Annotated in this window: 26 protein-coding genes and 1 tRNA gene; 12 read left to right on the top strand and 15 right to left on the bottom strand. The window is 33.9% G+C overall.

The features are described from left to right. Positions 1–258: 258 nt before the first annotated feature. A complete protein-coding gene (locus FQU21_RS11840) occupies positions 259–1146 on the bottom strand; it encodes an NAD kinase (protein ID WP_147678212.1) in 888 nt (295 codons plus the stop codon). A gap of 2 nt (positions 1147–1148) precedes the next feature. Next, positions 1149–1808 carry a CBS domain-containing protein gene (locus FQU21_RS11835; protein WP_147678211.1) on the bottom strand — a complete coding sequence of 220 codons (660 nt, stop codon included), beginning with the start codon at positions 1806–1808 and terminating at the stop codon, positions 1149–1151. A gap of 86 nt (positions 1809–1894) precedes the next feature. Here FQU21_RS11835 and FQU21_RS11830 point away from each other — a divergent pair, with 86 nt between their 5' ends. From FQU21_RS11830 to clpX, 6 genes are all read left to right on the top strand, one after another. After that, positions 1895–2608, top strand: a complete 714-nt coding sequence (locus FQU21_RS11830; protein ID WP_147678210.1) for a pyridoxine 5'-phosphate synthase — start codon at positions 1895–1897, stop codon at positions 2606–2608. A 117-nt stretch (positions 2609–2725) separates the two neighbouring features. Beyond that, positions 2726–3505 carry an alpha/beta fold hydrolase gene (locus FQU21_RS11825; RefSeq protein WP_147678209.1) on the top strand — a complete coding sequence of 260 codons (780 nt, stop codon included), beginning with the start codon at positions 2726–2728 and terminating at the stop codon, positions 3503–3505. Positions 3506–3517: 12 nt separating this feature from the next. Beyond that, the gene (locus FQU21_RS11820; RefSeq protein ID WP_147678208.1) at positions 3518–3871 is read left to right on the top strand and encodes a phage holin family protein; all 354 of its coding nucleotides are present in this window, start codon (positions 3518–3520) and stop codon (positions 3869–3871) included. 294 nt (positions 3872–4165) lie between these two features. Beyond that, on the top strand, positions 4166–5494 hold the full coding sequence (gene tig / locus FQU21_RS11815; RefSeq protein ID WP_147678207.1) for a trigger factor: 1329 nt from the start codon (positions 4166–4168) through the stop codon (positions 5492–5494). A 129-nt stretch (positions 5495–5623) separates the two neighbouring features. Beyond that, positions 5624–6298 (top strand): ATP-dependent Clp endopeptidase proteolytic subunit ClpP, encoded by a 675-nt coding sequence (gene clpP, locus FQU21_RS11810; protein ID WP_147678206.1) that lies wholly within the window; start codon positions 5624–5626, stop codon positions 6296–6298. A 72-nt stretch (positions 6299–6370) separates the two neighbouring features. Next, the gene (gene clpX / locus FQU21_RS11805) at positions 6371–7603 is read left to right on the top strand and encodes an ATP-dependent Clp protease ATP-binding subunit ClpX (protein WP_147678205.1); all 1233 of its coding nucleotides are present in this window, start codon (positions 6371–6373) and stop codon (positions 7601–7603) included. Positions 7604–7683: 80 nt separating this feature from the next. On the opposite strand, the gene FQU21_RS11800 is transcribed toward clpX, so the two are convergent. Then, complete coding sequence (locus FQU21_RS11800) at positions 7684–9198, bottom strand: GH3 auxin-responsive promoter family protein (protein WP_147678204.1); 1515 nt, start codon at positions 9196–9198, stop codon at positions 7684–7686. A gap of 45 nt (positions 9199–9243) precedes the next feature. Between FQU21_RS11800 and FQU21_RS11795 the strand changes: the two genes are divergently transcribed. After that, entirely contained in the window at positions 9244–10035 is a 792-nt protein-coding gene (locus tag FQU21_RS11795; RefSeq protein ID WP_147678203.1) for a DUF2797 domain-containing protein, read from the top strand. Positions 10036–10096: 61 nt separating this feature from the next. Here the strand turns inward: FQU21_RS11795 and rpsU are convergent, their stop codons facing one another. Both rpsU and FQU21_RS11785 read right to left on the bottom strand, forming a co-directional pair. Beyond that, positions 10097–10291: a 30S ribosomal protein S21 gene (gene rpsU, locus FQU21_RS11790; RefSeq protein ID WP_147678202.1), complete on the bottom strand. Its 195-nt coding sequence runs from the start codon at positions 10289–10291 to the stop codon at positions 10097–10099. Positions 10292–10328: 37 nt separating this feature from the next. Next, on the bottom strand, positions 10329–11192 hold the full coding sequence (locus tag FQU21_RS11785; protein ID WP_147678201.1) for a sigma-70 family RNA polymerase sigma factor: 864 nt from the start codon (positions 11190–11192) through the stop codon (positions 10329–10331). Positions 11193–11384: 192 nt separating this feature from the next. Here FQU21_RS11785 and FQU21_RS11780 point away from each other — a divergent pair, with 192 nt between their 5' ends. The 3 genes from FQU21_RS11780 (at position 11385) to FQU21_RS11770 (ending at position 12497) form a co-directional block, all read left to right on the top strand. Continuing rightward, entirely contained in the window at positions 11385–11834 is a 450-nt protein-coding gene (locus tag FQU21_RS11780; RefSeq protein ID WP_147678200.1) for a GatB/YqeY domain-containing protein, read from the top strand. Positions 11835–11857: 23 nt separating this feature from the next. Beyond that, a tRNA-Arg gene (locus tag FQU21_RS11775) sits at positions 11858–11931 on the top strand. Between the two features lie 146 nt (positions 11932–12077). Then, entirely contained in the window at positions 12078–12497 is a 420-nt protein-coding gene (locus FQU21_RS11770) for a CBS domain-containing protein (RefSeq protein ID WP_147678199.1), read from the top strand. Here FQU21_RS11770 and rpe read toward each other — a convergent pair. From rpe to FQU21_RS11720, 10 genes are all read right to left on the bottom strand, one after another. After that, positions 12494–13156, bottom strand: coding sequence for a ribulose-phosphate 3-epimerase (rpe, locus tag FQU21_RS11765; protein ID WP_147678198.1), 663 nt, complete (start codon positions 13154–13156; stop codon positions 12494–12496). The genes FQU21_RS11770 and rpe overlap by 4 nt on opposite strands. Positions 13157–13448: 292 nt before the next feature. Beyond that, complete coding sequence (gene murI, locus FQU21_RS11760; protein WP_147678197.1) at positions 13449–14228, bottom strand: glutamate racemase; 780 nt, start codon at positions 14226–14228, stop codon at positions 13449–13451. 1 nt (position 14229) lies between these two features. Next, positions 14230–14865, bottom strand: a complete 636-nt coding sequence (gene def, locus FQU21_RS11755) for a peptide deformylase (protein WP_147678196.1) — start codon at positions 14863–14865, stop codon at positions 14230–14232. 34 nt (positions 14866–14899) lie between these two features. Beyond that, entirely contained in the window at positions 14900–16177 is a 1278-nt protein-coding gene (rodA, locus tag FQU21_RS11750; protein WP_147678195.1) for a rod shape-determining protein RodA, read from the bottom strand. Then, positions 16177–18114, bottom strand: coding sequence for a penicillin-binding protein 2 (gene mrdA, locus FQU21_RS11745; protein WP_147678194.1), 1938 nt, complete (start codon positions 18112–18114; stop codon positions 16177–16179). Before mrdA ends, rodA begins: the two co-directional genes overlap by 1 nt. Next, positions 18111–18467: a rod shape-determining protein MreD gene (locus tag FQU21_RS11740; RefSeq protein WP_317130661.1), complete on the bottom strand. Its 357-nt coding sequence runs from the start codon at positions 18465–18467 to the stop codon at positions 18111–18113. The genes mrdA and FQU21_RS11740 overlap by 4 nt, the downstream gene beginning before the upstream one ends. A gap of 142 nt (positions 18468–18609) precedes the next feature. Beyond that, positions 18610–19431 (bottom strand): rod shape-determining protein MreC, encoded by an 822-nt coding sequence (gene mreC, locus FQU21_RS11735; protein WP_147678192.1) that lies wholly within the window; start codon positions 19429–19431, stop codon positions 18610–18612. 23 nt (positions 19432–19454) lie between these two features. Then, the gene (locus tag FQU21_RS11730) at positions 19455–20483 is read right to left on the bottom strand and encodes a rod shape-determining protein (RefSeq protein WP_147678191.1); all 1029 of its coding nucleotides are present in this window, start codon (positions 20481–20483) and stop codon (positions 19455–19457) included. 191 nt (positions 20484–20674) lie between these two features. Then, on the bottom strand, positions 20675–22207 hold the full coding sequence (gene purH, locus FQU21_RS11725) for a bifunctional phosphoribosylaminoimidazolecarboxamide formyltransferase/IMP cyclohydrolase (protein ID WP_147678190.1): 1533 nt from the start codon (positions 22205–22207) through the stop codon (positions 20675–20677). Between the two features lie 254 nt (positions 22208–22461). Continuing rightward, entirely contained in the window at positions 22462–22917 is a 456-nt protein-coding gene (locus FQU21_RS11720) for a GAF domain-containing protein (protein ID WP_147678189.1), read from the bottom strand. 72 nt (positions 22918–22989) lie between these two features. Here FQU21_RS11720 and xrtF point away from each other — a divergent pair, with 72 nt between their 5' ends. Then, the gene (gene xrtF, locus FQU21_RS11715) at positions 22990–23541 is read left to right on the top strand and encodes an exosortase family protein XrtF (protein ID WP_147678188.1); all 552 of its coding nucleotides are present in this window, start codon (positions 22990–22992) and stop codon (positions 23539–23541) included. Continuing rightward, positions 23534–23971 (top strand): exosortase F system-associated membrane protein, encoded by a 438-nt coding sequence (locus tag FQU21_RS11710; RefSeq protein WP_147678187.1) that lies wholly within the window; start codon positions 23534–23536, stop codon positions 23969–23971. Before xrtF ends, FQU21_RS11710 begins: the two co-directional genes overlap by 8 nt. Positions 23972–24118: the final 147 nt, after the last annotated feature.

Below are 24118 nucleotides of genomic sequence, written 5' to 3'. Positions count from 1 at the left end.
ATAACGTTTTTGATTACGGGATGAAAAGGAGATCTTTTAAATAATGTATGTTGAAAAAAAAATGCTGTTTGTGCTAAGTATAATCCATTGCTGATGGGTGCGTTAGGGATTGCAGCGGCATCCTTTTTACGGAAATGAAGTCTGTGGTTTTACTGATAAACGGATTTTTAATTTAAACGAAGCTTTAAAGGAAAAACAGAACACGCCGTAAAAAGATATAGCGGAAAGCCCGACCCTTGTGGTAACGCCCAAAATTAATTATTGATTGCGTTTGTCTTCGCCCCAAAGTAGTTTTTTTCTAAGGGTGACAAGAAAGCTTTCGCTTGGTAAATCGATCATTTTTATTTTGAAATCGGCTTTTTTTATTTTAATAATGGTGCCGTTGTCTAAGGTTGCAATTCGTGAATCTAGGGATACTAAATGTTGTTCTTCGCGGCCGTTTACTTTTAGTTGTATTTCTGTGGAATCGGGTATTATTAAAGGGCGCGCGCTTAAATTATGTGGTGCAATTGGGGTTAGTGCAAAACTGTTGGCGCCTGGTGTTATTACTGGGCCACCGCAACTTAGGGAGTATCCGGTAGATCCTGTTGGGGTGGATACAATGAGGCCGTCGCTCCAATAGGTGGTTAGGAATTCGTCGTCCAAATAGGTTTCCACGGTTATCATGGAGGTTGTGTTTTTTCGACTTACAGAAATTTCGTTTAGGGCGAAATTCATGGTGGTTATTTCGTTGTTTTCCGGCGATGTTTCTACTGAAAGTAAAGTGCGTTCGGATATTTTATAGTTGCCATCGATAATGTTTTGCATGGCATTTTCTATTTGATTTACTTGTATGGTTGCCAAAAATCCAAGGCGGCCAGTATTGATACCAATAATGGGGATGTCTAGGTTTTTTACGTATGTAATGGCGCGCAGGATGGTACCATCGCCACCAATACTAACGAGTAAATCGAAGCTGCTATCGAGTGCGTCGAAGGTTTTAAAAGAGGAATAGTCGTTTCCGTTTTGCGATTCATTTTTTATAAGGTTCGAGAATTCGGTTTCTATATAAGCATCGAATTCCTTTTTTAGTAAATAATGAAGCAGGGTTTCTACAGAAGTTGTAGTAGTTTTGTTGTAAAAGCGTCCAAAAATTGCAACTTTCATAGTTATATGTCTAAGTACTTATTTAAATAATCCGATCGTTCTTTTAGGCTTTCCATATAACTATCTTCTTCGTGACCAGAAACAATAATATAACTGTATCGTCTAAAGGTTTGAATAATATCATTAAGTCCGGTGTTACCTACTTTTAGTGTCACTTGTATTAAATTGCTATTCATTTTTGATATAAAGGCGCCAAGTAATTTACCACCGTTAGATTCTACAATTTGACTAATTTCACTAAAGGAATAATCGTTAATTGTTTTTTCAACCACTATAATTCCGCCTGGATCTGAGAAAAAAGGCGAGTCGCTAAACATGTTAATAACATCATTAACTTCATAATAGCCTAAGTATTTGTTTTGTTCGCTTAAAACAGGCATAATATTGGTAGAATTTTTAGCAAATGCTTCTAAAACGTCTAGCCAAACGGTGGTGTCGCGAACAAAAAAATCTTCGAAGGTATACTGGTATTCTAATAGTTGTTTTTGACTGTCGAAACAATGGGCGTCTGTTTCGGAAAAACTACCCAAATAAGTGCCTTCTGCATTTAATACCGGGATATGGGAAAAGGTTAACTGGTTGAACAGTAGTTGCAATTCACCAATTTTGCTGGTGTTTTTTAGTGGTTTTATGTCGTTTATAATGTATTCCGAAAGTTTCATAACGCCTTTTATAGGTATGCAAATTAATCAAAAAAATAGCAATTATGGCTGTTCTACTTTGTATTTTTGTGTTTTAAAATGGATTTATGACAAAGTTAAGTGTTAATATAAATAAGATAGCCACATTAAGAAACTCTAGAGGAGGCGATGTGCCTAATGTTGTTGAGTTTGCTAAAGATGTGCAACGTTTTGGTGCCGAAGGCGTTACTATACACCCTAGACCAGATGAACGCCATATTAGATATCAGGATGCCCGAGATTTAAAATCGGTGGTTTACACAGAATATAATATAGAAGGTAATCCTGTAGAATCGTTCCTTAAATTAGTTTTAGAAGTAAAACCGACACAAGTAACTTTGGTGCCAGATGCCGAAGATGCTATTACTAGTAATGCGGGTTGGGATACCATAAAACATAAAGATTTTTTGGTTGATGTTATTAAGGAATTTCAAAACAATGGTATTAGAACCTCTATTTTTGTAGATCCTGTTTTGGAACAGATTGAAGGCGCTAAAGCTACAGGAACAGACCGAATAGAATTATATACCGAAGCCTTTGCGCATCAATATGGTTTAGGTAACGAGGGTGCAATAAAACCTTATATTGAAAGTGCCGAATTGGCAAATAATTTAGGTTTAGGTATTAATGCGGGACACGATTTATCTCTGGATAATACGGCTTTTTTTAAACAAAATATCCCCGGATTATTAGAGGTTTCTATCGGGCATGCCTTAATTGCTGAAAGTTTATATTTAGGCGTAGAGAATGTAATACAAATGTATTTACGAAAATTGAAGTAAATCCTAGAAGGTAGATATTAGAATATAGAAAAAAGAGTTCAGAATTTAGAGGAAAGGCTGAATAAGTAGTAATGGAATAAGTTACGCTGTTACGAGTTTTGAAAGGATAAAAAGTATATGGAAGAAAAAAGATTGTTGCATTCAAATATTTTAGGTGAAGGAAAACCATTTATAATTTTACATGGTTTTTTAGGGATGAGTGATAATTGGAAAACCCATGGAAAACATCTTGCAGAACAAGGTTTCGAGGTGCATTTAGTAGATCAACGTAATCACGGTAGAAGTTTTTGGGATGCAAATTTTAGTTATGAATTGCTGGCTAAAGATTTAAAAATCTATTGCGAAGCACATCACCTGGATGATGTTATTATACTTGGGCATTCTATGGGTGGAAAAACGGCGATGCTTTTTGCTTGCGAATATCCCGAAATGGTTTCAAAATTAATAGTTGCCGATATTTCTCCGCGTTTTTATCCTGTGCATCACGATAGTATTTTGGATGGATTAAGTGCTATGAATTTTGATATTATAAAAACAAGAGCAGAAGCCGATATGGCTTTAAGTACTTATGTTGATGATGCTGGAACGCGTATGTTTTTATTGAAAAATTTGTATTGGATAGAAAAAGGAAAACTGGCATTACGAATTAATCTTGAAGTTTTAAAAGAAGAAGTTTCCGAAGTAGGTGAAGCTTTACCAAGCTATGATACTTTTAATAAACCAACCTTATTTTTACGTGGCGATCGCTCGGAATATATTGGTGTTGGCGATGAAAGTAATATTAAAAATCATTTTTCAGATGTTAACATTGTTACCATTTCAAACGCTGGACATTGGTTGCATGCCGAAAATCCGAAAGATTTTTTTGAGGCTTTGATTCATTTTGTTAAATCTTAAAACATAAATATTATGAATATAATAATTAAACTTTTAGTAAATGCGATAGCCGTATTTGTATTAGCCAATGTGCTTTCGGGCGTTCATGTAGATGGTTATCTGTCTGCCGTCATTGTAGCTGTAGTGTTATCCATTTTAAACCTTTTGGTGAAACCTATTTTAGTCATTTTTACATTACCAGTAACCGTACTTACTTTAGGACTGTTTTTGTTGGTAATAAATGGCTTAATAATCCTTTTAGCAAGTGAGTTTATTGGTGGGTTTTCAGTAGATAGTATTTGGTGGGCTATATTGTTTAGCGTGCTTTTATCTATACTTCAATCCCTTTTACAATCTTTTATTGGAAAGGATACCAAGGAGTCCTAAAAATTAGGGTAACTTTTCTAGTTTCTAAACGGATAATCTTGTAGAGCGATAAACGGACTTGTCGTTATGTGGTGTGTGTAAAGGAAACCTCATAAAATCAGCAAATTAAAAACTTTGTTGGGATTTAAAAATATTGTACTTTTGCATCCCGTTTTTAATTGCGAAAATTTTTTAATAAAATATTAGATTATTTTTTCAGAAATAATAATTTTCAATTTAAAATAGGAAACTAAAAATTATATAAGGTTTTTAAACCTAATTGTTAAATGCCTTTTCAGGCTTATATCATTAAAAATGAATATTACAAGAGAAAACGTTGATGCATTAAATGCTGTGGTAAAAGTAGATATCGCAAAAGAAGATTATAGCGATAAAGTTGAAAAAATATTAACAGATTACCGCAAAACAGCAAATATTCCTGGATTTAGAAAAGGGCATGTGCCAATGGGAATGGTTAAAAAACAATACGGAAAAGCGGTTTTAGTTGATGAAGTAAACAAGCTTTTACAAGATGCTTTAAACAAGTATTTAACCGAAGAGAAATTGGATGTTCTTGGGCAACCATTACCAAAAACTCAAGATGAAATTGATTGGGATGCCGATAAGTTTTCATTTGAATTTGAATTAGGTTTAGCACCAGAATTTGAAGTAGAGATAAAAGGGGATAAAGCGATCACGCAATACAATATTATTGCAGATGATAAAATGATTGACGAGCAAATTGAGCGTATTCAAAAACAATACGGTGAGTTAGTTCCTCAAGATGTTGTGGATGCCGATAGCGAAATTACCGGAACTTATACTAACGAAGAAAAAGAAGTTGATAATACAGTAACTTTAACTTTAGATAAATTTAAAGGCGAAGCAACAGCAAAACAATTTATTGGTGCAAAAGCAGGAGATGTTATTGTGTTACAAACCAAAGGTCTTTTTGAAGATGATCACGATTTAATGCATGCATTAAAATTAGGTCACGATGAAGTTCATGGTTTAGATATAGAAGTGTCTTTTACTATTTCTGAAATTAATAAAAGAGAATTAGCCGATTTAGATCAAGACTTATTCGATAAGCTTTTTGGAGAAGGTACAGTAAAATCGGTTTCAGAAGTTAGAGCTAAAATAAAAGAAGATGCTGAAAAGCAATTTGCACAACAAGCAGACCAAAAGTTATTAAACGATGTGACTGAATATTTAGTTGAAAATACTAAATTCGATTTACCAGCAGAGTTTTTAACAAAATGGATGCAAACTGCAGGTGAGCAACCAATTGATGCAGACCAAGCTAAGGAAGAGTATGAGAAGTCTGAAAAAAGCTTACGTTACCAATTAATTGAAGGTAAATTAATCGAAAGTAATAACGTGCAAGTTACTATGGACGATATTAAAAATCATGCCAAAGAAATGATTAAAGGACAAATGGCTCAATTTGGTCAATTAAATCCTTCAGATAAAGAATTAGACGATATTGCTGCGCGTGTATTATCAGATCAAAAAGAAGCACGTCGTATTTCAGAGCAATTAGTAAGTCAGAAATTATTATCGGTTTACAAAGAAAAAGCAAACCTTGAAGTTAAAGAATTAAGTTACGAAAACTTTGTTAAAGAAGTTTATGGCGACAAATAAATAAATAATAAATGTTTATCTTAGGCGCTTAAATCTATTTGATTTAGGCGCTTTTTTGTTCAAAATACAGGTTTTAACACATTTAGATGTCAATCAAAGTGTTAATCGAAAAAAATAATATAATAAGATATGGATTACGCAAAAGAATTTGAAAAATTCGCGATAAAAGATCAAGGAATAAGCAGTACATATTACAATAAAATTGTAAGTAGTATGATGCCCCAAAACATGACGCCTTATATTATTGAGGAACGTCAGTTAAACATTTCTCAATTGGATGTGTTTTCAAGATTAATGATGGATCGTATCCTTTTTTTAGGAACAGGAATAGACGATAATATTGCTAATATTGTACAAGCACAGTTATTGTTTTTAGAAAGTGTAGATGCTAACAAAGATATTCAAATGTACATCAACTCTCCAGGAGGAAGTGTATACGCTGGTTTAGGTATTTACGATACCATGCAATTTATAAAGCCAGATGTAGCAACTATTTGTACAGGTATGGCGGCTTCTATGGGAGCGGTTTTATTATGTGCAGGTGCCAAAGGTAAACGTAGTGGTTTAACACATTCTCGTGTTATGATACACCAACCTTTAGGTGGTGCCCAAGGACAAGCTAGTGATATTGAAATTACGGCTAGAGAAATTTTAATATTAAAAGAAGAGCTATATAATATTATAAGTAAGCACTCTGGGCAGGATTACGACAAAGTTTACGAAGATAGTGATAGAGATTACTGGATGAAAGCAGATAAAGCTAAAGAATACGGTATGATTGACGAGATTTTGGCGCGTAATTAATAAAAAAAACGCTAATTTTAAAGTGTTGATATAAAGTAATTTGAGGGTTTTTAACCTCTGAAAAAAAAATTAATGGCAAAAGAAGAATTAGAATGTTCGTTTTGTGGTCGTAAAAAATCCGAAACAAACTTATTAATAGCAGGATTAGATGCACACATTTGCGATAGATGTATAGAGCAGGCGCATGGCATTGTTATAGAGGAATCTAAACAAAGCGATGGCGGCGATTTATCGGCTGAATTAAAGTTGCGTAAGCCTTTAGATATTAAATCGTTTTTAGATGAATATATTATTGGGCAAGACATGACTAAAAAAGTGATGTCTGTTGCGGTATATAATCACTACAAACGTTTATTGCAGCCTCCAACAAATGATGATATTGAAATTCAAAAAAGTAACATCATTATGGTTGGGCAAACCGGTACCGGTAAAACTTTAATGGCTAAAACCATAGCTAAAATGCTTAATGTGCCTTTAGCTATTGTCGATGCTACGGTGTTAACCGAAGCTGGTTATGTTGGTGAAGATGTTGAAAGTATTTTAACCCGTTTATTACAAGCGGCAGATTACAATTTAGAAAAGGCCGAAAAAGGGATTGTTTTTATTGATGAAATCGATAAAATAGCTCGTAAAAGTGACAACCCTTCGATTACTAGAGATGTTTCTGGTGAAGGTGTTCAGCAAGCTTTACTTAAATTATTAGAAGGAACGGTTGTTAATGTACCACCAAAAGGAGGACGTAAGCATCCAGATCAAAAATTTATTGAAGTGAATACCGAAAATATCTTGTTTATTGCCGGTGGTGCTTTTGATGGAATCGAACGTGTTATTTCTAAACGTTTAAATATGCAAGCGGTTGGTTATAGCGCATCAATTTCTGATGATGTGGTAGATAAAAACCATTTATTGCAATATATTATTCCTAAAGATTTAAAGGATTTTGGGTTAATTCCGGAAATTATTGGTCGTCTTCCTGTCCTAACTTACATGGATCCTTTAGACGCAAAAACATTAAGAGCTATTTTAACACAGCCTAAAAATGCTATTATTAAGCAGTATAAAAAACTGTTTACTATGGATGAAGTAGATTTTTCTATAACCGATGGTGCTTTAGATTTTATTGTAGGAAAAGCCATTGAATATAAATTAGGAGCTAGAGGATTACGTTCTTTATGTGAAGAAATTTTAACCGATGCTATGTTTGAATTACCAAGTAGCGAGGATAAAGAATTAAAAGTTACTAAAGCTTACGCTGAAGATAAATTGACTAAAACAGCTCTTAAGAAATTGAAAGCAGTGTCTTAATAAGAAGATTTAGTTTTACATATATCAATAAAAAACCATGCCATAAGCGTGGTTTTTTATTGATATGTTATAGGGTTATTTTAAGAATTTAATAGTAATAATTCTTCTAAATAATCTCTGGTATTTGAGAGTCTGGGGACTTTATGTTGGCCGCCTAGTTTGTTGTTTTTCTTAAGCCAATCATGAAATAAATTTTTTCTCGCTACGTTAATTTTAGGCCTGTTTAAAGTAATATTATTAAAGCGTTTTGCTTCATAATCTGAGTTTAAAGACTTTAAAGCATTATCAAAAGATTCATTAAAATATTCGATATCATTAGGAGGTGTTTTAAATTCAATAAGCCATTCGTGAGCTCCTTTTTCTCTGCCTTCCATAAAAATAGGAGCAGCGGTATAATCTACTATTTCAGCTTCTGTTTTTGCACAAACTTGCTTTAGGGCATCCTGTGCATTTTCCATAATAAGCTCTTCGCCAAAAACATTAATATGGTGTTTGGTACGTCCAGATATTTTAATTCTGTACGGACTTAAATTAGTAAAGCGAACCGTATCGCCAATTTTATAACGCCATAATCCAGCATTGGTGGTAATAATAACGGCGTAGTTTTTATATAGTTCTACTTCGCTTAAAGGAATTGCTTTTTCCTCGGGCGTGGCATAGATATCCATAGGTATAAACTCGTAAAAAATACCATAATCTAACATAAGTAGTAATTCATCAGAATCATTTCGATCTTGAATAGCAAAAAATCCTTCCGAAGCATTATAAATTTCATAATATTTAAAGTCCGATTTTGGAAGTATTTTCTGGTATTGGTCTATGTAAGGTGAAAAGCTCACGCCACCATGAAAATAAACTTCTAAGTTAGGCCAAACATCATGAAGGCTTTTCTTGTGGGTAGTTTCCAATACATTGTTTAACAGGACTAACATCCAGGATGGTACACCAGCTAGACTGGTAACATTTTCGTGTATGGTTTCATCAACAATAGCTTGCATTTTGTGTTCCCAATTACTCATTAATGATACTTTGTTACTGGGAGTACTGCTATATTCTGCCCAAAATGGCATATTATCAATCAATATGGCTGATAAATCGCCAAAAGAAGTGCCATTTCGTTTATATAACTCCTTACTTCCGCCTAAGCGTAAACTTTTTCCTGTAAATAATTGCGAATCTTCGTTGTTGTTTAAATACATACATAACAAATCTTTGCTTGCGGCATAGTGGCAATCTTCTAAAGATTCTTGACTTACCGGAATAAACTTGCTTTTTGCTCTGGTTGTACCACTCGATTTTGCAAACCATTTTATAGGTGTTGGCCAAAATAAATTATTTTCCCCTTTACGGGATCTCTCAATAATATCTTGCCAATTGTCATAATTTTGTATAGGAATACGTTCAGCAAAAGTTTGGTAATTTTTTATAGATTTAAAATCGTATTTTTTACCTAATTCCGTGTATTTAGCCGTATGTAACAAACTTTGTAGCAATTCATTTTGTACTTCATTTGGATATTTTAAAAACAATTCTATTTGATGAAATCGTTTTTTTAAAAACCAAGATGCAATTGAATTTACCATGAGAATTGACATTTTTATTTTTATCTTTAATTTTTATTAAAAATAAGACTTTTTTTTATGACTTACGAAGGTGTTTTAACAAAAATGGAAACGGAATTTACCACTCCTATTCAATACTATTTGGTTTTCGAATCTGATTTCTTAAACATGAATCAATTACTTGGAAAAACCTTGAATATTGAGTTTGTAAAATACCAATGTTTAAACTGTGGAATGGATAAACCTATTTTTCGTCAAGGTTATGATAAACAGTGTTTTTATAACTTAGCACAAACCGGCGATTGGATTATGCGTCCCGAATTAAGTACCGCGCATTTAGGTAAAGAAGATCGCGATTTAGAATACGAAAAAAAGGTGCAATTGCAACCGCATATTGTGTATTTGGCAAATTCTAGCAATGTAAAAGTGGGGGTTACTAGAAAAACTCAAGTACCAACACGGTGGATTGATCAGGGAGCACACGAAGCACTTGAAATTGTAGAAGTACCTAACAGGTATTTAGCTGGTATTACAGAGGTGGCTTTAAAAGATTATGTGGCAGATAAAACAAACTGGCGTAAAATGCTTAAAAACGATATTGAAGACGAAAATTTATTGGAATGGCGCGATCGTTTAAAACAATATATACCAGAGGAAGCGAAACCTTATTTTATAGAAAATAATCAAGAAACACATATTCAATTTCCGGTAAATAAATACCCAGAGAAGCCAAAGAGTTTAAATATTAAAAAAGATTTAAAGTACACAGGGACCTTAGTGGGCATTAAAGGACAGTATCTTATTTTTGAAGATGGTATCGTTTTTAATATTCGTTCTAATGAAGGCTTGGTGGTAAGAATCACGTTATAATAAAAAATCCCATTACGAATAAATCGAATGGGATTTTTTATAAGCTTCAAACTATAAAAGACTATACTTCTTCTTGGTCTCTTAAATTTTGAATGTAAGCTGCTTTTTGAATTTGACGACGATGTTTAACCGATGGTTTGGTGAAAAATTGCCCCTCACGTAAATTTTGCATTACTTTAATGTTACGGTGTTTTCTTTTGTAGCGTTTTAAGGCACGCTCTATATTTTCACCATCTTTTACAATAATCTTTAACATAGATACTCTTTTTAATAATTGATTTTAAGTTTTAGGCTTATCCTAAATACGTTTTTAATACTTTACTTTTCGAGGCTTGTCGCAATCTACGAATGCCTTTTTCTTTTATTTGTCTTACACGTTCTCGTGTTAAACCAAAAGAGTCGCCAATTTCTTGGAGGCTCATGGGTTGTTTTCTACTTATGCCGTAATAATGGCGAATAACCTCTGCTTCTTTTTCCGAAAGGGAATTTAAAGCCCGGTTAACTTCAATATTTAAGGCATCCTGCATTAAACCAGAATCTGGTTTTGGTGATTCGCCAGAATTTATTACATCATACAAATTTGATGTTTCACCTTCTTGAAACGGAGCATCCATTGAAACATGGCGTCCCGAAATTTTCATAGACTGTTTAACATCGCTTAACGTAAGATCTAATTTACTAGCAATTTCCTGCGCACTTGGTGCTCTTTCGTTTTCTTGTTCTAAAAATGAATAGGCTTTATTAATTTTATTAATCGAGCCAATTTTGTTCAAAGGTAATCTAACTATTCGAGATTGTTCGGCTAAAGCTTGAAGAATTGCTTGACGAATCCACCAAACGGCATAAGAGATGAATTTAAAACCTCGAGTTTCATCAAAGCGTTTCGCCGCTTTTACCAGGCCAGCATTGCCTTCATTGATTAAATCGGGCAAACTTAAACCTTGATTTTGATATTGTTTTGAGACAGAAACTACAAACCTTAAATTGGCCGTTGTGAGCGTATCTAGAGCTTTTTGGTCGCCTTTTTTTATTAATTGGGCTAATTCTACCTCTTCTTCTGCTGTAATTAATGGTATTTTACTTATGTCTTGGAGGTATTTGTCTAAGGATTTTGACTCGCGGTTGGTAACTTGTTTCGTAATTTTTAATTGCCTCATGTAGTATTTTTAGAATTAGACTCTGGATTAATTTAATAGAATTTTTGTGAAAACCTAATTTTATTGAAGTTATTTTATTTTTATTATAAAGTAGGCCGTTATTTTAATATGCTTTCTGTATCGAGTTTATGTTAGAATAGTAGTTGATAATACTAAGTTTTTTTTATCTTCGCATACTAAATAAATTGAACAATGGGTTTACAAGACGAAGTAATGACGGCGCTTAAAAACGCAATGAAATCTAAAGATCAAACCGCACTTGCAGCTTTACGTGCTGTAAAATCGGCCATTTTGTTGGCACAAACAGAAAGTGGAGCTAAAGAAGATTTAACTGAAGATCAAGAACTTAAAATACTTCAAAAACAAGTAAAACAACGTCGTGATAGTGCAGCCGTTTATTTAGAACAAGGAAGAGAAGATTTAGCTGCTCCTGAAATTGCAGAGGCTGATGTTATTTCTCAGTTTTTGCCCGAAGCCTTATCGGAAGATGAAATTGAAAAAGTAGTTATAGCTACCATAGCTCAAGTAGGCGCAGAAGGCATGAAAGATATGGGTAAAGTTATGGGCATTGTAAGTGGTAAACTTGCAGGTCAAGCCGATGGTAAAACCATTTCATCAATAGTAAAACAAAAATTAAGTTAAAATATATCGTTTAAACGGAAAATGGCTGCGTAGTTCAACTGGATAGAATATCAGATTTCGGCTCTGAGGGTTGGGGGTTCGAATCCCTTCGCGGTCACTAAATTAAAGCGAGGCATGTTTATTTATAATATGTTTCGCTTTTTTAATTTATAGGTTTAGCTTTTGAGCTTTTAGGTTATGTGATATATATCATATATTCCTTTATTTTTCTTGTTTAAATTTACTTTTTTAAAACATTAGATTATGACATTGAACACACCCATATCGACCATAATGACTAAAAAAATTATAGGTTTAACTAGAGAAGATGATTTAAAACGCGCCGAAATGCTTTTTAATAGGTATCGAGTTAAGCACATTCCTGTGGTTGAAGGCGAGTGCATTATCGGGATGATAAGTTATACCGATTTAATGCGTATTAGTATACCTAAAGTTATTGCAGGCGATAAACACAGTTTAGATAGCGAGGTGCCTAATAACTTTACTATAGACCAGGTTATGGCGAAAGATATTACCACCATAGATCCAGAAACCACTATAAAAGAGGTAACTTCAATTTTAGCTAATAAAGGGTTTCACTCTTTACCTATTGAAAAGGACGGTGTTTTGTTGGGTATTGTTACTACTAGAGATTTGTTAAACTATTTTTTAAAAGAGGCTTAGGAATTAGCAAGCATTTTTAATTGCTTAATAGTTTCTGTTTGGTTTTCACTTTTAAAGACATGGCTTCCGGCTACAAAAACATCGGCACCTGCTTTAGCCAGTTGTTTAATGTTTTTATCGGTAACGCCGCCATCAATTTCTATTCGGGTGTTTAAACCTTGTTGGTCTATCATGGCGCGCAATTTTTTTACGCGATTATAGGTCATGTCTTCAAATTTTTGGCCTCCAAAACCAGGGTTAATAGACATAAGCAGTACCATATGGCATTTAGGTAAGATATCTTCTAAAACAGAAACCGGAGTGGTTAGGTTTAAAACCACACCAGCTTTACAACCGGCGTCTTCAATTTGTGTAAGGGTACGGTGCAAATGCACGGTAGATTCGTGGTGTACGGTAATAATATCGGCGCCTACTTTTGCAAATTCTTCAATATAGCGTTCGGGCTTTTCAATCATTAAATGCACATCCAACGGTTTTGTAGCGTGTTTTTTTATGGCTGCAATTACTGGCATTCCATAAGAAATGTTTGGTACAAAATGCCCGTCCATTACATCGATATGAAACCAATCGGCATCGCTATTATTTACCATTTCGGTGTCGCGTTGAAGGTTGCCGAAATCGGCAGCAAGCATAGATGGAGCAATTAGTTTTGAATTCATAGGCGTATGATGTAAATGGTTGTGTTTTTAATAATTTGTGCAAATATATAAATTCCTATTTAGTTTGAATTTTAAAAGTGGAGTTACTTTTTGGTTAAAATTTATTGAGGAAAGAAAATAGTTTTTTACTGAAAAAACAAAAAAGACAATAGTTTAGGATAAATACCGTAATTGGTAGATGGTTGCGTTAGCGATTGTAATGGAAAGCCCACAGTAGTCCCGATGGAATCGGGATTGCGAGGACTTGTATTGGAAAGCGCGACCCGAAGGGTAACGCCCAAAATTATTTTAATTAAAAGTTACACGTTTCTACGAGGTATGTGCTTTTTAAAAGGGTGGATATTATTTTGGGGTTTCCGTTGGTTAAAAACGTGTTTTTTTTGGTGTTTATTTCTGTGTTTAATAAATTATTTTGTTGTAAAACAGTTTTAGTTTGCCGTGCTACGGCTTGTCCAGAATCTATTATTTTTACGTGTTTTGGAAGGATATCGAGTAGTAAAGGCATTAAATACGGGTAGTGCGTACAGCCTAAAACGAGGTGGTCGATGTTGGCATTTATCAAAGGGGTGAGGTATATGGTGAGCAGGGCTTTCATTTCTGGCGATTGTAATTTTCCGGTTTCAATAAGATCTACTATACCGTCGCCAACTTGCTCAATAATGTTAACGCTTTTAGAAAACATACTGGCTGTTTTAGAGAATAAAGCACTGCTTAATGTGCCTTGGGTTGCTAAAATACCAATGGCGTTTGTTTTGGTTTGCAGGGCAGCGGGTTTTATGGCGGGTTCTATGCCTATAAACGGAACTGGATAATTTTTGCGCAGATAATCTATAGCATTTGTGGTTGCTGTATTACAAGCAACTACAATTATTTTACAATTTTGGTTGAGTAAATATTCGGTGTTTTTTATGCTTAAATCGATTATAGCATCTTTTCCTTTTGAACCGTAGGGCGCATTTTTACTATCGGCTAGATAAATTGTGTTTTCGTTGGGTAAAAGCTGGTTTATTTCGTGCCAAATGGAAGTGCCTCCAACTCCAGAATCGAAAATACCAATGGGTTTTTTACACATATTATTTTTTGTTTTTTTTGGCCTTTGAAATGTCGTTTTTTAAATGATCTAAATATAGAATACCATTTAAATGATCGATTTCATGTTGAAATATCACAGCTGTAAAATTGCTAATGGTTTCTGATTTATGCTCGGCGTTCATGGTATCGTATTCGATATCTATGAAAAAGGATCGGCTGTTGAGCATATCACTACGATTTGGAATAGATAAACAGCCTTCTTTTACGGATTGTTTTTTTTGCGAATAGTTTGTGATTTTGGGGTTTAAATACACTTCGAAAGGTAAGTTTTCTTTATCGAAACGTTGCACCCAAATAATATTTTTAAGAATGCCAACTTGGGGTGCTGCAATGCCTACACCCATGGATATGCTATCGCGAACCGTGTTGTATAGTCTGTTTATAAAGGTTTTAAGAATACTGTTTTTTGGGTCTGGTTTTATAAATGTACTTTTTGAACGGAGTAAAAGCGAGTCTGTTTGGTTGGTTATTTTGTAAATCCGCATAGGTGTTAAACTATCGGAAGCGTTAATGAGACTTAATTCTTTTGGTGAAAAACTTTGGTTTACAAAGGTTTTACAGCTCGTGCAGGCGGCTAGCATGAGTATTAGGGATAGTATAAAAAGCTGTTTTTTCATAAGCGTAAACCTAAAAAGCTGAGCGATTGGTAATTTACCACTCGTTAATTCTGTTGGAATCTAATTTAATAAAAATAAATATTAAAATGGTAAAAGCCCAAAGCCCCGATCCACCATAACTAAAAAGAGGTAGTGGAATCCCTATTGTGGGAATTAACCCCATAACCATCCCGATATTAATAAGGAAGTGAATAAAAATAATGCCAGCTACGCTATACCCGTAAACCCGACTGAATTGCGATTTTTGTAATTCGGCAAGGTGTAAAATACGGAGTAAAAGCAAAACAAAAACGATGACTACCAATGTACTGCCTATAAAGCCCCACTCTTCGCCAACGGTACTAAAAATATAATCGGTGTGTTGCTCGGGGACAAATTTGCCTGTGGTTCGAGTGCCTTCCATAAATCCTGTTCCAGAAAGTCCACCAGAGCTTATTGCTTTTTCAGATTCGTTTAAATTATAAGCAAAGGTTTGTTTCATGCGTTGGAGTTTAGCGGGGTCTTTTTCTAAACGCAACCACAGGCTTATTCGATCTTGTTGGTGGGGTTGTAACACATTTTGATAGAAGAACTTTACGCCTATAGAAATCGATAGTGATGCAATAAGAATAAGCATTGATTCATAGAGCCTAAGTTTCTTTTTACTTAAAAAATGATAAGCCATAATGACAGCAATAGCTATTGCAGATGTAATTACGGCTCCAAATTTTAAGGATAAAATAGAGAGTAAAATAATGGAAATAGCTATGCTTAAATAATATTTTGGTAAGCCTTCTCGATACAGAACAAAAAAGAATGCGCCGTAAACAATAGTACTCCCTGTGTCATTTTGAAGTAGTACGAGTAGGGCAGGAGTAATAATTATTGCAAATGTTTTTAGTTGATCGCCAAAGTTTTTTATGTTTGTGTTTAAATCACTAATATATTTGGCTACGGCCAATGCTGTAGCTACTTTGGCAAACTCACTGGGCTGCAGTGTCATGCCCCCAATACCATACCACGAGGTGGCCCCATTTACGTTTTTTCCGAATATAAAAAGTCCAACCAATGAGAGCATTGAAATAACATAAATTAGGCTGGAAAATCTTTCGTAAAACTTAGCATCTATAGCCAATAATAGAACAATTAATCCGAGGGTTAGTAAGATGAAAATAAGTTGTTTTCCATAAGGTTGTGAAAAATCGAAATAATCTACAGTGCTGCCTATATGCGATGCCGACAAAATGTTAAGCCAACCAAAGCTAACCAATAGAAAAAATAGAATAATGGTAATCCAATCAAATTTAAAATGTCTGTTCGTTTCTCTAACCATTAATTTGCTGTGTTATTAATGTCGTTCAGCTTTGTTTTTAGGCGGTTGTATTCTTTATTATCAACAACTTCTAAAGTAGTTTGTTGGTTTATGCCAAAGGGTTTTCCAGAGTAAGGTTTGGCGTATTCTTTTTCAAGACTGTGCTGTAAAATCCATTCTTCTAGATCGGTTCGTGTTATTTCTTTTTTAATGTGCTTTTCAATCATTAAACTTGCAATTCGTCCGGCAAATCGACTTCCCCAATAGCCATTTTCAACAAAAACAGCAATAGCTATTTTAGGATTATCTTTTGGGGCAAAAGCTAAAAATATCGAATGGTCTGTAAGTTGTGTTCTAACACTATCAATTTTAACAAAGTTTTCTACCGTTCCTGTTTTTCCGCAAATATCAATGTCCTTTACTTGTAAAGAGGCTGCCGTTCCTTGTTTGTAAACTTGGTACATGCCTTCGATAACCGGTTCAAAATTCTCTTGGTCTATTGAGGTGTATTTTGGTTTAGTAAATTGTTCTGGAAGGGTTTCGTTTTCAATATTTTTAATAATATGTGGTGTGTAATAAAAGCCGCGGTTTGCAATGGCCGCAGCCATATTTGCTAATTGGATTGGTGTAGTTGCTACTTCACCCTGGCCAATAGCGTTAGAAATAGTATAGGTAGAATAAAAGGTGTTTGGGTAAATATGTTTATAATAAGCTCGGTCTGGAATTCTACCTTTTTGACCTACGTATAAATCGTTGTGTAAAAAATCTCCAAGTCCAAAACTTTTGGCATGTTTGCTCCAAGTATCTATACCGTCGGAAGCATTACCGTTTTTATCAAGAATTTTTCGATAAGTTGATGCAAAATAAGCATTGCAAGAGCGTTGGATCCCTCCAACGAGATCGTTTCTAGTACCACTGTGGCAGTGACATTTCATAAATCGACCTCCATATTTATAACCAGCATAGCAAGTTACCGTTTCGTTTGGTGTAATTACTTTTTCTTGCAAGGCAATTAAAGCATTCATTAATTTAAAGGGCGAACCAGGTTCGTAAACCCCTTGTAAACTTCGGTTAAAAAGAGGCTTTGCTATCGAATCGTTATAGAGTTTCGTGAAATTTTTAGAACGACTTCGCCCTACTAAAATATTAGGATCGTAGGTTGGAGCAGAAATCATGGCCAAAATTTCACCAGATGCCGGTTCAATGGCTATTATGCCGCCGCGTTTATTTTGCATAAGTAGTTCGCCATAGGCTTGTAAGTCGGCATCAATAGTGATCTTTATGTCTTTACCTTGTTCTGGAGCTCTATCTAGGGCGCCATCTTTATACGGACCAATGTTTCGGTTAAAACGATCTTTTTGAATAAATTTTAAACCTTTAACACCTCGTAATGTTTTTTCGTATGAAGCTTCAACACCTTGCTTACCAATAAGGTCTCCCATTTGGTAATAATCATCACGGTTAATAATGGCATTATTAACTTCTCCAATATCACCTAAAACATTTGCGCCAATAGTGGTTTCATAATGTCTAAGAGAGCGTTTTTGGATGTAGAATCCTTTAAATTTTCGCATTTTTTCTTGTAATACCGCATAATCAGATTTGGATAATTGCGGAACAAAAACCGATGGTAACCTTGGTGAATAGCTTTTGGCTTTATTAAAAGTTTTTAAAAATTCTTTTTTATTTATTTTTAAAAGCTTACAAAACTCTAAAGTGTCGAGAGGTTCTACTTCACGGGGGATAACCATGACGTCGTATGAGGGTTGATTAGAAACTAATAGCGAACCATTTCTGTCGTACACAAAACCACGCTTAGGGTAATCCCAAACTTTTCTAATGGCGTTATCATCATAAATGCTCTGCGAACGCGGGCTGTAAATTTGAAGATAAAAAAGCCGAGAGATAAATATAATTCCCGCAAGTATTATGGAAGCGAAAAGCAAAAATTTTCTCATTTCATTTTTTTACTAAAAATAATGGTTATTAATATAATTAGTATTATACTAAATATACTTGAGAATAAAGTTTTTTGAAGTGTTAAAATTACTTTTGAAATGCTAAAAATTTCTAAACAAAAAAGTATCAAGTGATGCGTTAATGTAAGTAGTGAAATGTAGCTAAGCTTGGCTTCAAAATCTACGGTGTTGAATCGAATGGTTTGGTGTTCGTAAATCATTCCGAAAGATGATTTTAAAAGAACAGGTCTAATGTATGCTGTAAATACACATGCAGCAGCGTGAATACCGCCAGTATCTAAAAATAAATCAATAGATAACCCTAAGAAAAAACTAATAAGAATGATAGTCATCCGGTTATTTCTAACGGGGAAAAATGCAATAAATAGAATATAAATATAAGGGTTTATATAGCCCAGAAAATTAATATGATTGAATATTAATACCTGAAAAAACACCAATATTATAAACCGGCTTGCTTGGGCGAAAAATAAACTATTCATTGCTGTTGCCGTTTAAAAGGTTACTAATTTCTGGAAGGTTTAGGTTTTCTATAATATAAACATGCTCAATATTGGTCATGTCGTTAAATAATAACACATTTATTTCATAATAATTTTCGGTATTATCGAGTTTAAAATCGTGAACAGTACCAATAGGAATGCCTTTAGGGAAAATGGAAGATAAGCCCGAGGTAATAATGGTATCGCCTACTTTAAAACTTGCTATTTTAGGAATATCAACTAGTTGTGTTATTCTTGGATCTTTTGTGTTCCATTTTAATGAGCCGTAATGATTGCTCGATTTCAATTTGGCACTAATGTTACTGGTGGTGTTTAAAATAGAAATAACTGTTGAAAAATTTTCACTTGTTTCATTTATAATTCCTAAAATACCATGGCTAGAAATAACGCCAAAATCTTCGTGTATGTTATCATTTGCTCCTTTATTTAAAAGTAAAATGTTATCTGAAAGTGAGTAGCTGTTTTTAATTATATTCGCCGAGGTAAATTTATATTGATTATCGAAAGTGACACTGTCAATATAAATCGAATCTTTTTCTGTGCGATTGTATAATAGGGATTTTAAATGATTGTTTTCTTCAGTTAATAAATTGTTTTGATATTTTAGGCTAAAATAATTTGAGATGTTATTTACAGAATTATAAACGCCACCTGTTAAAAAATTGGCCGAGTTTATAAATTTGCTTTTATGATATGAATGCGACTGAATTGTAAATACAATGGAAATAGAAAACAGCAACAAGAATAACAAAAAGTTTTTGTTTCTTATTATAAAATTAATAATCTGTTGCATGTGGTGAGACCTATTTTATGCTTTTATTTTATCAATACACTTTTGTATTTAGGTAAACTTTTAAGTGTAATACCAGTACCACGTACTACAGCACGTAAAGGATCTTCAGCAATATAAACAGGTAAATCTGTTTTTAAAGATAAACGTTTATCCAAACCGCGAAGCATAGAGCCACCACCTGCTAAATAAATACCTGTGTTGTAAATATCGGCCGCTAATTCTGGAGGGGTTTGAGATAAGGTTTCCATTACGGCATCTTCAATACGTAAAATAGATTTATCTAAAGCCTTTGCTATTTCTCTATATGAAATTTGTACTTGTTTAGGTTTTCCAGTTAGTAAATCACGTCCTTGCACGCTCATATCTTCTGGAGGTAATTCTAAGTCTTCTGTAGCAGCACCAATTTGAATTTTTATTTTTTCAGCAGTACGTTCTCCCACATATAAGTTGTGTTGGGTACGCATGTAATACACAATATCGTTTGTAAAAACATCGCCTGCAATTTTAACCGATTTATCGCAAACAATACCACCAAGTGCAATAACCGCAATTTCGGTTGTTCCTCCTCCTATATCCACAATCATGTTACCTTTTGGTTGCATAATATCTACGCCAATACCAATGGCAGCAGCCATAGGTTCGTGAATTAAGTATACTTCTTTACCGTTGACGCGTTCGGCACTTTCTTTTACCGCTCGCATTTCTACTTCTGTAATTCCAGAAGGAATACAAATTACCATGCGTAAAGCGGGTGTAAAAAATGCCTTTTTTAATGCGGGTATGTTTTTGATAAACATACTTATCATTTGTTCTGAAGCATCAAAATCTGCAATAACACCGTCTTTTAACGGACGGATGGTTTTTATATTTTCATGGGTTTTACCTTGCATTAAACTGGCTTCTTGCCCAACGGCAATAATTTTTCCAGAAATTCTATCTCGTGCTACGATAGATGGTGCATCTACAACTACTTTATCGTTATGAATAATAAGCGTGTTTGCGGTACCTAAATCAATGGCTATATCTTCGGTAAGGAAGTCAAAAAATCCCATGTGCTATTAATAATTAATTGTGGTTAGAAAACGAATCCTGTAAAAGTACTTAAAACTTACTAAATATCTAAGTTTTACAGACCTCAAAAATTCGATTTACCAAAAGTATTCTAAAGTTATACGTAGTAAATTAGTTTACGGACGGTTTAAACTTTAGTTTCATGATAAAAGTTTAAACCGTCCGTAAAAAATTAGTGTTTAAAGTGGCGTGTTCCTGTCATAACCATCGCAACATCATTGGCATTGCAATAATCGATACTTAATTGATCTTTTATTGAGCCACCTGGTTGAATTACCGAAGCAATTCCTGCATTTTTAGCAATTTCTACACAATCTGGGAATGGGAAGAATGCATCACTCGCCATGGCAGCACCATTTAAATCGAATTTAAAAGTTTGTGCTTTGTGTATGGCTTGTTCTAAAGCATCTACACGGCTAGTTTGTCCAGTTCCACTGGCTAATAATTGTTTGTTTTTTGTTAAAACAATAGTATTAGATTTAGTATGCTTACAAATTTTAGAAGCAAAAAGTAAATCGTCTACTTGTTCGCTTGTTGGTGTTAAAGTGGTGACTGTTTTTAAATCTTCAGCCTGATCTGTAATGTTGTTTCTATCTTGAACTAAAACGCCGTTTAAACAACTTCTTACGTTTGTTTTAGGCATGTCTATATCGTGAATTTCTAATAAAATTCTGTTCTTTTTACCTTTCAATACCTCTAAAGCATCGGTAGCAAATGATGGTGCAATGACTACTTCGCAGAATAAACTGTGAATTTCTTCAGCTGTTGCTAAATCAATTTCTTTGTTGCTAATTAAAACACCACCAAAAGCAGAAACAGGATCGCCAGCTAAGGCATCTACATAGGCTTGGTGTAAGGTGTCGCGTTGTGCTAATCCACAAGCATTGTTATGTTTTAAAATGGCAAATGTTGGGGCATCATTTTTAAACTCTAACATTAAGTTTACTGCCGCATCAACATCCAAAAGGTTGTTATAGCTTAATTCTTTTCCGTGAAGTTTAGTGAATAACTCATCGAATTTTCCATAGAAAAATCCTTTTTGGTGTGGGTTTTCGCCGTAACGTAACACCTTACCGTTTGTTTCGCTAATTTTTAAAACGGTTTCTTCATTATTTTGGTTGAAGTAGTTAAAAATAGCAGTATCGTAATGCGAAGACACATTAAATGCTTTTCCTGCAAAACGTTTTCTGTTTTCTTCTGAAATACTTCCGTTATTTTCTGAAATGATGTCTAAAAATTCAGCATAATCATCAACTGAAGATACACAAATAACATCGGCAAAGTTTTTAGCTGCTGCACGAATTAAAGAGATTCCTCCGATATCAATTTTTTCAATAATATCTTGTTGGCTAGCTCCGGAAGCTACTGTTTTTTCAAATGGATATAAATCGACGATCACTACATCAATTTGTGGGATTTCATATTCTGCTAATTCAGCAACATCACCAGCATGGTTTTGTCTGTTTAAAATACCTCCAAAAACTTTAGGGTGCAATGTTTTTACACGACCACCAAGAATAGAAGGGTAAGACGTCACATCTTCAACAGGAACAACATCGATGCCTAAATCGTTAATAAATTTTTCGGTTCCACCAGTAGAATAAATGGTTACGCCTTGTTCGTTTAACTTTCTTACAATAGGTTCTAATCCGTCTTTACTAAATACAGAAATTAGTGCCGATTTAATGGTTTTTTCGTTGCTCATTAGAGTTGTGTTGTGTTTAAGAATCCTTTTTAAATTTGAAATTTTATTGTTTTTCAGGGTTTTACACTGAAAATTTAAAATATTTGCAAAAGTAGGTATTTTACTTTAAAAAACAGGAGGTGTATTCTGAAAAAAACCAAGGCTTTTTTTTACTAAAAAACGAAGTTGTTAATAAGTAGAAAGGAAACTTAAAGACTCATAAATTTAGACCTAAAAAAACGATTTAAAGCCGGAGTATTCGAGTTGTAAATTTACTATAAAATGCTAGCAACTTGAGAGCAAACAAACTCTAAAAAATGCTCATCGTCAGCAGTAAAAGGATCGGGCGTGTTCGAGTCGATATCAATTTGACCAATATTTTCGCCGTTAACAAAAATAGGCACTACAATTTCTGCTTTTACTGTGATGCTACAGGCAATGTAATTATCTTGAGCGGCTACATCCGGAACTACAAAGTTTTCGTTGCTTACTGCTACCTGCCCGCAAATTCCTTTTCCAAACGGAATAACCGTGTGGTCTGTTGGCGCGCCAACATATGGCCCCAGTAGTAATTCTTCTTTTTTGCCATTTCTAAAATAGAAGCCTACCCAATTGTAGTATGAAATATTTTCTTTAAGCAACTCGCAAATTTTTAATAAACGCTCATCTTTGTCGCTTTCGCTGTTAGAAATAATGGCTTGTACTTGGGGTTTTAAAGTTTCTAAAATCATAAAATAAAAAAGTTTTGGTAAAAGTATTTAAAAAGATGTAATTTCGGTACTTGTTATTAGGCATTTTTAGGATTGAAACTACTTTTTATAAAATACAAATCGGTTATTAGGTTTATACTTACATTTTTGTTGGTGTATATTCTGTTTTCTGTGCTTTATAAATTTTACTTGCAATTTTCGGATGGATCTAATTTTTATCCGGATTATTTTACGCATTTGGTTGGATTACAAAGTAGCGATATACTAAATAATTTAGGATATGCCACTCAAATTTTACCCCACGAGGCGGAGCCATCTTTAAAACTGATTTTGAATAACGTGTATGTGGCAAGAATTATTGAAGGCTGCAATGGCGTAAGCATACTCATTTTATTTACTTCATTTATTATTGCTTTTTCCGGAAAATTAAAAACAACCTTTTTTTATATACTTGCCGGAAGCGTGCTTATTTATGTGGTTAATATTATACGTATTGTAATTTTATCCATCGGGATTTATAGTTATCCAAAACAAGCCGATGTTTTACACGAAGTGGTATTTCCTGCTATTATTTATGGTGTTGTGTTTTTACTTTGGGTTTTTTGGGTGAATCGGTTTTCTAAATTAAATAAAAAACATGGGTAAAACAAGCCGTTATATTTTAGCTTTTTTATTGTTTGGACTATTGGTTGTAATTCGATGGTTTGAAAATGAATTATTTTACGATCCTTATTTAAGTTTTTTTCATAAGGACTATTTATATATTGATAGTCCGCGTCGTGAAGTGTTAAAATTAGTAAGTTTTACGACGTTGCGATATGCGCTCAATAGTATTATTTCTTTAGGAATTCTTTATGTCGCTTTTAAAGATAGCAGTATGATTCGGTTTTCTGCAATAATTTATACTTTGGCATTTGTGGTGTTAATTTGCGGCTATCTCTATTTTGTAATTAACCCAAAGCAATCCGATTATTACCTGTTTTTTAATTTAAGGCGCTTTTTAATTCAGCCTATTATTTTAATTGTATTGCTACCTGCTTTTTATTACCATAAAATAACAAAGGAGCAAGAATAAACTGCTTTTACTTTACTTCGCTGATAGTTGCGTTAGCGATTGAATCGGTTTGTTTGAAATCCTTTTTTATGTGGCTTTTGGTTATTGATAAATACAAACCGTTTGGTTAAGCAAAACATAATTGGTTTTACTATACTTTAAGCATAA

The sequence above is a fragment of the Algibacter pacificus genome (genome assembly GCF_008033385.1).
Taxonomy (GTDB): domain Bacteria; phylum Bacteroidota; class Bacteroidia; order Flavobacteriales; family Flavobacteriaceae; genus Algibacter; species Algibacter pacificus.
Note: the sequence above shows the minus strand (reverse complement) of the source record. Positions and strands in the feature narration are given on the sequence as shown.